General features: G+C 58.1%; 8 protein-coding genes. 6 read left to right on the top strand and 2 right to left on the bottom strand.

Annotated elements, in window-relative coordinates; all coding sequences use genetic code 11:
* Positions 1-29: 29 nt before the first annotated feature.
* A complete protein-coding gene (locus ABIE64_RS08635; RefSeq protein WP_354377152.1) occupies positions 30-1,232 on the bottom strand; it encodes a LysR family transcriptional regulator in 1,203 nt (400 codons plus the stop codon).
* 297 nt (positions 1,233-1,529) lie between these two features.
* On the opposite strand from ABIE64_RS08635, the gene ABIE64_RS08640 reads away from it, so the two are divergent.
* Positions 1,530-2,978, top strand: a complete 1,449-nt coding sequence (locus ABIE64_RS08640) for a pentapeptide repeat-containing protein (protein ID WP_354377153.1) — start codon at positions 1,530-1,532, stop codon at positions 2,976-2,978.
* Between the two features lie 208 nt (positions 2,979-3,186).
* Here the strand turns inward: ABIE64_RS08640 and ABIE64_RS08645 are convergent, their stop codons facing one another.
* Positions 3,187-4,125, bottom strand: a complete 939-nt coding sequence (locus ABIE64_RS08645; RefSeq protein WP_085646234.1) for a LysR family transcriptional regulator — start codon at positions 4,123-4,125, stop codon at positions 3,187-3,189.
* Between the two features lie 99 nt (positions 4,126-4,224).
* Here ABIE64_RS08645 and speB point away from each other — a divergent pair, with 99 nt between their 5' ends.
* The 5 genes from speB (at position 4,225) to ABIE64_RS08670 (ending at position 12,016) form a co-directional block, all read left to right on the top strand.
* Positions 4,225-5,247 (top strand): agmatinase, encoded by a 1,023-nt coding sequence (speB, locus tag ABIE64_RS08650; protein ID WP_354377154.1) that lies wholly within the window; start codon positions 4,225-4,227, stop codon positions 5,245-5,247.
* Between the two features lie 83 nt (positions 5,248-5,330).
* Complete coding sequence (locus ABIE64_RS08655; RefSeq protein WP_354377155.1) at positions 5,331-6,311, top strand: ABC transporter substrate-binding protein; 981 nt, start codon at positions 5,331-5,333, stop codon at positions 6,309-6,311.
* A 58-nt stretch (positions 6,312-6,369) separates the two neighbouring features.
* Complete coding sequence (locus tag ABIE64_RS08660) at positions 6,370-7,164, top strand: ABC transporter permease (protein WP_354377156.1); 795 nt, start codon at positions 6,370-6,372, stop codon at positions 7,162-7,164.
* 590 nt (positions 7,165-7,754) lie between these two features.
* Positions 7,755-8,549, top strand: a complete 795-nt coding sequence (locus tag ABIE64_RS08665) for an ABC transporter ATP-binding protein (RefSeq protein WP_354377157.1) — start codon at positions 7,755-7,757, stop codon at positions 8,547-8,549.
* A gap of 392 nt (positions 8,550-8,941) precedes the next feature.
* Positions 8,942-12,016 (top strand): FAD-binding and (Fe-S)-binding domain-containing protein, encoded by a 3,075-nt coding sequence (locus ABIE64_RS08670; protein WP_354377158.1) that lies wholly within the window; start codon positions 8,942-8,944, stop codon positions 12,014-12,016.
* The last annotated feature ends 11 nt before the right edge of the window (positions 12,017-12,027 follow it).

The following is a 12,027-nucleotide window of genomic DNA, read 5'->3' on the forward strand; positions in this document are numbered from 1 at the left end:
TTTGCGGAATCTAAAAATCAGTAACTAACCTACCCCCACTCAATCGCCGCAGGCAAATCCATTTTGGGCGCCTGTTCGATCACCATCGCAAGGAAGATCCGCGCAATCGGTGACAGGCTTCTGCTTTGCCGCGTGATGATGCCAATCGGGCGTTTGCGGACGGGTTCGCACAGCGGCACGAAGGCCAGTTTTCCCGGTGCTGCAAGGTCGGCGACGCGGGCGGCCAGTTCCGGCAGCACCGTGATCCCCACCCCTTCGGCCACCATCGCGGCCAGTGTCAGCGTATTGGATGTTTCGACAATCGGGCGCAATTGCGCGACCGGGTCGATCATCGTACTGCCCGGCCCGTCCTTGGCCCCGCCGCCGTTGCCGTTCTGACCCCCATCCGATTGGCGGGGTTTCGCCATTTTCGCCACCCGCTCAATCGCCCGTTCGCTGGCATTCGCCCGGCGCAGGGCCATTTGCGCCTCGGGCAGGCCAAGGGCGGCGGCGCGCTTCAGCACGTCGGAGGCCGCGACCTCCGCCGGGTCCACCGGCACCTCTCCCGCGCCACCCCCACCAGTACCACCGGCACCACCAGCACCACCGGCCCAGCTTCCCGGTGCCGCCATCATCGCGCGCGTGCCCGATTCCGGGCCCAGCCCGACAAAGGCCTGATCGGCCAGTTCCGACCACGCAATCGCGCTGCGTCTGGCAAAGGCATGGGTCGGGCGACACAGCACCCCGAACCGGTCGGAAAATAACGGGCTGAACGCAATATCAGGCAGGGCATGCCATTCCCCGGCAATGCCGAAATCCGCCTCGTTGCGGGCCACCGCCTCATGCACCTCGCCCGCGTTCAGCTCATCCAGGCGAAGCCGTGCATCGGGATGTTCATCGACAAACCGGCTGATCACGCCGGGCAGAATGCGCGTCAGGACCGAGGGGGCAGCCGCAATGCGGATCGTCCCGCCAATCCCCTTGGACAGCGCATCAAGATCGCCAAGCGCCTCTTCAAACTCGCTGATCAACCGACGCGCCGTGGGTAAAAACCGCGCGCCCGTGGCGCTTAACGTCACCTGTCGCGTCGTGCGATCAAAAAGCGGCGTTCCCGCCACATCCTCGAACTGCCGGATCGTCGCCGTCAGCCCCGACGGCGTCAGCCCCAAAACCTCCGCCGCGGCGGTAAAAGTGCCATGATCGGCGACTGCCACAAAAACCCGCATATGGCGCAAACTGATGGAAGACAGCATGTTTCATCCGCTAACTGATTGACCGGACTGCAACACTAACGGGTAACGCGCCGATTGTGCAGCTATTCCTGCATGCGCCCGCTCATCCCGCGACAAACCGCCTCAAAAGCCCACCCCACGCGCCCCCGGCCCCACCGGGAACACCACGACCCCGCCGCATCAAACCACCCACACCCTGTCATTCCCGCGCCCGCGGGAATCCAGTCCTTGGTGCCGCATCCACTTCATCCGGTCATTTCAAAAACCGTGCCCGTGGCGAGATGGATTCCGGGTCTTCGCCCGGAATGACGGACAGGGATGAGCTTGCCCACCATAAACCTCTCCCGCCACTCCCGTTTTTATATCGCCAAGCGCTACTTTAAAGGGCATTCTGACGCGCAATCACACCCGCACAAAACAGAGAATGAATTCAGGGATATGATGGAAGAAGCCAAGCCGAAAAGACCAACGCTGGAAGGCGAAGAAGCTCTCAAAAAATGGCGCGAGGGGCGAGAGGCTTGGTTGATGTGGGACCACCTCAATCTAGGCAATATAAGTTTTGCAGGTGTCGATTTCTCACACGAGCGAGACTCCAAAGGAGATCTATCCTTCTCTGACTTTGGTTTAAGGAATAGTACCTTGAACTTCTCTGGAACTACTTTCGGCAACGGCTCCGTAGACTTCTCTAAAGCCACTTTTGATGGCGGCTCCTTAGACTTCTCGAATGCCATTTTTGGCGGGGGTGAGGTGAACTTCTCATACATCACTCTCGACAAGGGTAACTTAGACTTCTTGAATACGACTTTTGGCGATGTAGAATTAAGTTTCCGCCAAGCTAAGATCAAAAACCTCAGCTTTAACCCAAAAAATATAGGAACCAGCCACATTGAGGCAGAAGGATTATCCATCAAAGGCCGGGCTGTTTTCGATCTTCCCCCCTCTGCAACTAACTTGAAATCCTTCAATCTGCACAGCGCATCTTTTGAGGGCCCTCTGACTCTTCGCTGCGACCTGTCGATCATCCCGGATCTTCGCGCCACCCGCTATACGCATCAGGTTGACCTCAGCGCGCTAACCGTCAAGCTAAGGCGTGGTTGGCAAAAACCCGGTCGTCGATCTGATCAATTGCGAGTGAAGGCTGTTTCGGAAATAGGCACCATTTCGCGACTTGCATACAAGTTTGCCCGAAAAAAATGGATAAACCTGAGACACTTCAACAAATTGCGTCGCCTTTGGAAACGCCACTGCTGGCCCATAAAACTCTCGCAAGTCGCAGAAGACCCACAAGACGGCGCACGCCTACGCCGCCTCAAGGAAATCGCCGAAACCAACAAGGACCATCAGGCCGCCCTGCGCTTTTCCGCCGACGAAAACCGGGCGAAACGCTGGATCGAAACCTCGTGGTTTGGCTCGGTTCTCGACATGGCGTTTAGCTTTTTCAGCAATTACGGCCAGAGCATATTGCGACCTTCTTTCTGGCTTGGCGTCATCTTTGCCCTAAGCATGTATGCCTACAAAGCCAAGCAGCTACCAAAGCTCGCAACCGATGGCTGGGCGGATTGGGCGCAAGCTGCCCTGCTCTCGGCCAGCAACAGCCTGCCCTTCCTGCCGCAATCGCGCGAATTACGTACAGGTGCCCTAAAAGCCCTATACGACACGACCGATCCTAGCTCATGCATCGACGCCCTCATGATCACCCAAGGGGCGCTCAGTTTCATCTTCCTGTTCCTGATCGGCCTTGGCCTGCGCAACCGGTTCCGCCTGTAAAGCGCGGCACGGTCAATCCCACCACCCCGGTCATTCCCGCGCAGGCGGGAATCCAGTCCTTTGTGCCGCATCGACCAAAATCGCCACCGAGCCCGCAGCCCGATGGACTCCCGCCTGCGCGGGAGGGGCGGAAATGGGGGGGGTATCGCCCGTGCTCATGGTGGGCGGGAGTAACGAAAAGAGGCAGCAAAACCGAAGAAACCGCCACCTACCCCGCCCGCTTCTTCGCCCCGCCATAAACCGGATGCACCGCCCTCAGGCAATCGCAAAACTCGCGTGCCATGCGCGACAGCACGGTATTGGGGAAATGCGCCATGCACATGCCGATCTTGAAGCTGAGGAAATCGGGGCGAAGCGCCTTCATCTCCCCGCGTTCTTCCCACCGGGCGGCGAAATGGGTCGGAAGGAAGCTGACGAACCGGCCGCTTAAAATAAGGTGCGCCAGCCCCTCCATATCATAGGCCGTCGCACTCGGCGGATGTTTGAAAAGCGATTGAAACGCCGTTGCCACCGAATAGCCGCGCCTGGCAAAGGTAAGCTCCGCCACGTCTTCCATCGGCATTTTCGCGGTATCGCGCTCAAAAAGCGGGTGGCGCATGCCGCAATAAAGCCGCTGTTCCTCGTAAAACAGTTGCTGCATCTGCACCGCACTGTTCATCGGCTGGTTGGGCACAATCGCCACTTCCATCTGCCGGCTAAGCAACGCATTTTCAATCTGGTTGGGCGACACGATCAGAAGGGTGACATGCACATCGGGTGCGCGTTCATTAAACGCCGCCAGTGCCAGATCAAGCGCGCAATTGGGGTTTTCCACCACCGCATCAACAACACCAACCCGCAATTCCCCGACAAGGCTGCCACGGATCGCGCCGACCTCGGCCCTGAAACTATCCTCGGCGGCAAAAAGCTTGATCGCCTCGTTATAAATCTTCTGCCCATGTTCGGTTAAGGCAAAGCCGGACCGTCCGCGCCGACACAGCGAAACGCCCAGCCGCGTTTCAAGGGCCGACATCTGCGCACTGATGGTCGACCGCGACAGGCCAAGCTGTTCCTGCGCGGCACTAAAGCCGTTGCTTTCGACAATGGCGCGAAAAATCCGCAATTGCCGCAGATCAACATCGCTTAACGGCGGAACAGTGGCTGCCATGATAGGTTGGAAACTTCCGACGTTTACTCTTGAAGTTCGATATTATTGGACACGTTACGCTGTGGCAACGTGAATGCAATCGCGTCACGGAGAAAAAACATGCCAAGCGACACCATCCCCACCGCAAAGCCCCATATCGGTCCAGTGGTCAAAACGTTCGAGCCACCCTCGGCCATGGAAATCCCGCGTTTTGCCGGTGTGCCGACCTTCATGCGCCTGCCGCTGCTGGGGCTTTCCGACACCGCCCTTGAACAGGTCGATATCGCCATTCTGGGCGTGCCATGGGATGGCGGCACCACCAACCGCCCCGGTCCGCGTCACGGCCCGCGCCAGTTGCGCGACCTGTCGACCATGATCCGCCCGCGCCATCCGGTAACGGGGTTAAATCCCTTTGCCGTGCGCAATGTCGCCGATCTGGGCGATAGCCCGGTCAACCCGGCCGATATCATGGATACGCTCGATAAGGTCTGCGCGTTCATCGGCGCGCTTAAGGCCAAAAACATCGCCCCGCTTTCGGCGGGCGGTGATCATCTGGTGTCCTATCCGATCTTAAAGGCTCTGGGGGCGGATCAGCCGCTTGGCATGGTGCATTTCGATGCCCATACCGACCTGTTTGACAGCTATTTCAACGGCTACCGCTATACCCACGGAACGCCCTTCCGCCGGGCGATTGAGGACGGCTATCTTGATCCCAAACGCGTCGTTCAGATCGGCATTCGCGGCACCATGTATGATGGCGAGGATGTCGAATGGGGCCTTGCCCAAGGGGTGCGCATCATCCGCATGGAAGAAGTCGAGGATCGCGGCATTGATGCCGTGATGGCCGAAGCCCGCGAGATCGTCGGCAACAAGCCCACCTATGTCAGCTTTGACATCGACAGCATCGATCCCGCCTTTGCGCCGGGCACCGGCACCCCCGAAATCGGCGGCTTCACCAGCCGGGAGGCACAGCGCATGGTGCGTGCGCTGGATGGCCTTAACCTGATCGGGGCCGATCTGGTGGAGGTTTCCCCGCCCTTTGATCCGTCGGGCGGTACCGCATGGCTTGGCATTTCGATCATGTTTGAACTGCTTTGTGTTCTGGCCACGTCACCAGCTACACGCAACCCCAACAATAAATGACGCCCATAAATGACGTCCATAAAGGGGGCCAAAGCCCCCATCCATAAAAACATCATCAGTGAACTTCACAGCGGAGACTTGAAATGAAACATCTGTTCAAAGGACTGTGCCTGTCGGCCATCGCCCTTGGTACGGTTTTGGGCCTGTCGGCCCCGGCATCGGCCAATCAGGAACTTACCATCGCCCATTCCACATGGGTCGGCTACGGCCCGCTTTACATCGCACGTGACAAGGGTTTCTTTGAAGAAGAAGGCCTTGATGTCGATCTGGTCGTGATGGAAGACGTCAAAACCCGCATGCCGGCCCTGGCCGCCGGCCGGATTGACGTTGCCGTCACCACCATTGATACGGTGCTGGCCTTCTACAGCCCCGAACACCCGTTATCCTATCTGTTCGCGCTTGATGATTCACGCGGCGGCGACGGCATTGTCGCGGGCAAGGACATCAAAACCATTGCCGACCTCAAGGGCAAATCCATCGCCTTTACCGAGGGCTCGGTCTCGCAGTTTTTCCTGAGCGTCCTTCTGAAAGACGCCGGGATGAAGCTTTCGGATGTTAACGCGCTTAACATGTCGGCCGGTGATGCCGGTGCGGCCTTTGTCGCGCAGAAGGTCGATGCCGCCGTGACGTGGGAACCGTGGCTGACGCGCGGCAAGGATACCGATCATGGGCATGTTCTGGTCGACAGCACCAAGACCCCGGGCCTGATCACCGACATCATGGTCACCACCAATGACATGCTTGAAAAGAACTGCCCGGCAATGGAAGGCCTGTATCGGGCATGGTCCAAGGCGATTGCATGGCAGAAGGACAATGTCGAAGAAGCCGATGAAATCATGGCCAAGGGTGTTGGCGGCTGGCTTGAAGACCCGGCGGTGTTTGCCGAAACCCGTGCCGGTATCGTTTTCTATGACGATGCGATGAACAAGACCTTCATGGACCCGACCAACGAAGGCGGCATTCTCGGCACGATCAAAAATGCCAAGACCCTTGGCGAAGAAGGCGGCCTGTTTACCATTGATGCCGAACCGGCAAGCCTGATTGCCGCTGACATCGTGAAATAAGCCGCCCTTCCTTTCCGTCACATCGCCACCTTACGACGACCATAAAAGAGCAAGCACCATGTGGACCAGATCGCTGTTTTCGCCCAAGACCGAAATACCGAAATCCGCCTTTATCGGATTGTCGCTCTGTTCGGTTACCCTCGTTCTCGGTCTATGGTGTTTGCTCACCTATGGCGGCATCACGCCAAAAGACTTCCTTGCCGCCCCGCATGAAGTGATCGAAGCCGCGATCAAGCGCATTGGCAACCTCTCGCTGTTTCATCATATCGGGGCCAGCCTTTCGGTCATTCTCTCGGGCTTTATCCTCGCCTCCATCTTCGCCGTTCCGATCGGCATCCTGATGGGAAGCTTCCGGGCCGTGCAGGCGCTGGTCGAACCGCTGACCGGCTTCATGCGCTATATCCCGGTATCGGCCCTGATCCCGCTTCTGATCCTCTGGGTCGGGATCGGCATCGAACAGAAAATCATGGTGATTTTCCTCGGTACCTTCTTTCAGCAGCTCATCCTGATTTCCGATGTCTCGGCCCGTGTGTCCAAGGACCTGATTGACTGCGCCTATACGCTCGGTGCCAACCGCAAACAGGTGGCCCTTCGCATTCTGGTGCCGGCCTGCATGCCCGGCGTGATGGATAACCTGCGCGTTACCATGGGCTGGGCCTGGACCTATCTGGTGGTCGCCGAACTCGTCGCCGCCGATACCGGCCTTGGCTATATGATCCTGAACGCCATGCGCGGCCTGTTTACCGACGTCATCCTGCTGGGTGTCTTCACCATCGGCATATTGGGCCTGATCACCGATTTCATCTTCAAGGTCCTGCGCAAAAAGCTCCTGCCCTGGTCTGCGGATTTCTAAGGCCATGCAAGACGGATACGCTCACATGCACCGTGACATGCCCCATCAGAAGCACAAGCAGCAACGCGCACAGCAGATGCCCCCAAAACGGCATATGCAACCACCCGCAGCACGGCAACGCCCAAGCCTTGACCAAGAGCTATACGCTGCCTCCTGCAAGGCCCGCACAACAAACCCGGCCCGGATCTATGCTGCTGATTGCAGGGCGAAGGCAGCACTCCCACCCCGGCGACCGAACCCGCAACGCCCAAACCTCGGCCGCCCGTTCTACGCTGCCTCCCGCAAGGCCCGCACAACGAATCCGCTCTGGATATACGCTGCCCCACACACCGCTCCAACGCCCCACGCGGTGACGGCACGGGCAGGAACGACAACGCCAGCAATCCCTCAAGGTCCAAACCTTGGCCGCCAGCTCTACGCTGCCGCTTGCATGGCTGGCGCGACGACCTCCGCCCGGCGACCCAGTCCGCAAACCCCAAACCTCCGTCGGCATCCATACGCTGCCTCCTGCAAGGTCGACGCGATAGCCCCCCTTTACCCTGACCCGTGCAACCGGGTGCCCGCTTCCCGAACATATCAAGGATAACATCATGAGCATGCTCACCCTTTCCGATATCACGGTCCGTTTCGAGCCCAAGGGAAAGCCGCCGGTTCTGGCCCTTGATGATGTGTCACTTTCGGTTGCCCATGATACGTTTTCGGTGATTGTCGGCCCGTCGGGATGTGGCAAATCAACGCTGTTGCGACTGGTGGCGGGGCTGGAGGTCCCGACGTCGGGCACGATGGCGCTTGATGGCCAGCCGATTGCCGGGCCGTCGGCCGACCGGGGTATGGTGTTTCAAAGCTACACCCTGTTTCCGTGGCTGACCGTGCGCGAAAACATCATGTTCGGGCCGCAGCTTAAAAAACTGCCGAAATCCGAATGCGAAGACATTGCCGATGATCTGATCCGGGCGGTTCACCTGACCGGGTTCGAGGGATCATACCCCAAGGAACTTTCGGGCGGGATGCGCCAGCGTGTGGCACTGGCCCGTGCGCTTGCCAATGATCCGCGCATTCTTCTGATGGATGAACCCTTTGGCGCGCTCGATAGCCAGACCCGCCAGCTGATGCAGGAACTGCTGCTTGATGTCTGGCAAAGCCGCCGCAAAACCGTGCTGTTCATCACCCATGACATTGACGAGGCGATCTTCCTTGGCGACGAGGTCCATGTCATGACCGCGCGTCCCGGCAAAATCAAACAGTCGCTTGTCATCGACATTCCCCGCCCGCGCAGCATCGATGCCCTGACTTCGTCCGAATTCATGCATTACAAAAAGACCATCCTGTCGCTGATGCATGATGAATCGGTGCGGGCCGATACGCCGGAACCGGCGGTGGCGTGACCCAGGCGAATACCGGGGCGGAAATGAGGCTCAAACAGCATCAACAAAAATCATATGATAAGACTTTTATAATTTCCCGCACCGGCGGTGCCTCAAAGCCATGAATACCGCCGTTTTCCTGATGGATCGGGACCATTTGCGCGCCAAAGAGATAGTATAATTTATACAAAATTCATTATAATCATATAATACGACTTTAACAAAACCGACGCCGGAGCCCTTTTTTGCCCCCTCGGCACGTTCGGCATAGGGCCACCGACCGGGTTGAAAAATCGGATTATTCACTAAAAATGAATAATCGTTCGGAATTTTAAATTTGTCTATTTAATCGGCCTCCTGTCAAATGGGGAAAATAACGCCGCCCGCGCCGCAAAAAAGCCCAGAGAGACATCATGACCGCGCCCGCCCCGACCGCCAAATCAACACCTGCCCGCCGCAGCTTTTCCCGGCTCAACCGCCTGCCGGTCCTGACCCCGGACCGCTCGCTTGACAGTCTGACACTTGGTTTCCTCAAAACCCTTGAAAAAGAAGGCAAATTTGCCGGTGAAATCCATGCCGATTTCCCGTCCCGCCTGATCAACGCCACGGATAACAGCGTCTATCAGGTGATGCCAACTGCCGTCCTGCAGCCCAGAAACCGCAATGATATCAATGTGGTGATGGAACTGGCCGGGCGCGAGGAATTCAGCGAGGTCAAAATCACCCCGCGGGGTGGTGGCACCGGCACCAATGGCCAGTCGCTCAACAACACCATCACCTTTGATACATCCAAGTATCTCAATAACATACTGGGTTTTGATGCCGAGAAGGGGCTGGTTCATGTCGAGCCCGGCGTGGTGCTTGATCAGCTCAATGCCTGGCTCAAACCGCATGGTTTCTTCTTCCCGCCCGCCGTATCCACTGCCAGCCGGGCGACCACCGGTGGCATGATCGGGTCCGATAGCTCCGGCAAGGGATCGCGGATTTACGGCAAAACAAGCCATTATATCAATGACATGACCACGGTCCTGATCGACGGCACCGATTTCCGCACCCACGCAATGAGTGCCGCGGACGCCCGCGAGATCATGGCGCGTGACGACCGCACCGGTCGGCTTTACCGCAAAATCCATGATGAAATCATGCCGCGTCGGGATCAGATCAACGCGATTTTCCCGGAAATGAACCGCGGTCTTACGGGCTATAACCTCAAGGAAGCCGTTTCGGATCAAGGGGATATGAATTTAAGTTTCCTGATCGCCGGGGCCGAGGGCAGCCTTGGCATGGTCAAGGAAATCACGCTGCGCGTCATTCCGCTGCCAAAGCACAAGGCGGTCACGGTGGTGCGCTATGACAGCTTTGACAGTGCGCTGCGCCATGTCGGCACCCTTGTGCAGTTTGATCCGGTCGCCATCGAAAGCATCGATGACAAGGTCATGGAACTGGCAAAGCAGGATGAAAGCTGGCACCTGCTGGGTAAACTGCTCGGGACCGAGGATAGCACCGTGCCCACACGCGGCTTCAATGTCGTTGAATTTGTTGGCGAAACCCCCGAAGACGTCGCGGCCAAACAGGCGGAACTTCGCACCCATCTTGATGCCAATCCGGATGCCGATCACGCCCCCATCGGCTTTGTGCAGGCCACCGATCCGACGCAGATCGCCGCCATCTGGTCAATCCGGGCGAAATCCGTTGGATTGCTTGGCAATCTTGAAGGCAAACGCCGCGCGACCCCCTTTGTCGAGGATACCGCCGTTCCGCCGGAAAACCTTGCCGATTTTATCGCGGAATTCAGGGCTTTACTGGATGCGGAGGGGCTTGATTACGGCATGTTTGGCCATGTCGATGTCGGCTGTCTGCATGTCCGCCCGCTGCTTGACATGTGTGACGAGCAGGACGAAGCGCGCCTGCGCCGTGTGTCGGACAGGGTCGTTGACCTGACCAAAAAATATAACGGCCTGATCTGGGGCGAACATGGCAAGGGTTTCCGCGGCGAATATTCCCCAACCTATTTCGGGCCGGAGCTTTATGATGTGCTCAAGCGCATCAAGGAAGCCTTTGATCCGGAAGGACAATTAAACCCCGGCAAGATCGCATCCCCCTATTCGAAAAACACCGCGATCACCGCGATTGACGCGGCCCCGATGCGTGGTCAGCTTGACCGCCAGATCGAAGACAGGCTGCGCGATGAATACCTCAATGCGACGCGGTGTAACGGCAACGGGGCCTGCTTTAACTGGGACCTGATGGATGCGATGTGCCCGTCCTACAAGGTCACGCGCGACCGCGTTCATTCGCCCAAGGGCCGGGCGGGACTGGTCCGTGAATGGATCCGGCAGCTTTCGGTCGGTACCGACCCGCGCAATCAGGATCTTGCCGTGATCAATGCGCGCGATTTCTCGCACGATGTTTACGATGCCATGGCCGGTTGCCTGTCGTGCAAGGCCTGTGCGGGGCAATGCCCGGTCAAGGTCGATATCCCGGAAATGAAATCACGGTTCCTTGAGGCCTATCACACCCGCTACAAACGGCCGGTGAAGGACTATGTGATTGCGCAGCTTGAAAGCATCGCGCCGCTGATGGCAAAGGCCCCGTTGCTTTTCAATAGCTTGCAATCCATCCCGCCGATGCCATGGATTTTCAAAAGCCTGATCGGCCTGACCGATTTGCCGAAACTCAGCCGCCAAAGCGTGCGTTCGGCCCTGCGCAAACGCGGCATCGGCCCGTTCAAACTGGCTGAGCTTGAGGCCCTTTCCGATGCGGATCGCGCCAAATCCGTGGTGCTTTTGCAGGATTGCTTCACCAGCCACTATGACATCGATGTTTTCACCGCCCATATCGACCTTCTGCAGAAGCTCGGCTACCGCGTTTTCGTGCCGCCCTATCGCCCGAATGGCAAGGCCTTGCATGTGAAGGGCTTCCTCAAACGCTTTGATTATCAGGCGCGGCAAAACGATATCGTCTATGGCCGACTGGCGAAAACCGGCGTCCCCCTGATCGGGATAGAGGCCAGCGTGACGCTCACCTATCGGCAGGAATACGCCCAGCGCCTTGGCTCAGACCGCCCGGATTACCGCGTGCATCTATTCCATGAATGGCTGGCCGCCGAGATCATGGAAAGCCGCCTTACCCTGCCCGCAAGCATTGGGAATGCAGGGGTTGCGGCCCCGGCAACGCTCTTCCCGCATTGCACGGAAAAAACTTCGATCCCCGATGTGGGCGTCAAATGGCAAAAGATTTTCGAGGCCTTTGGCATCAAACTCGCGACCGAGAAAACCGGATGTTGCGGCATGGCCGGCGTTTATGGCCACGAAACCCGCCATCAGGAAACATCCCGCGCGCTTTATGACCAAAGCTGGAAAAAGAAAGTCGATGCGACGGGCCTGGATAACATGCTCGTCACTGGCTATTCCTGCCGCTGTCAGGTTGCGCGCTTTGAAGGGGCGAAGCCGAAGCACCCGGTGGAGTATTTGGCGGAGTTGGTCTGAGAAACCGTACT

The sequence above is a fragment of the Thalassospira sp. MBR-102 genome (assembly GCF_040549275.1).
In the GTDB taxonomy this organism is placed as follows: Bacteria; Pseudomonadota; Alphaproteobacteria; order Rhodospirillales; family Thalassospiraceae; genus Thalassospira; species Thalassospira xiamenensis.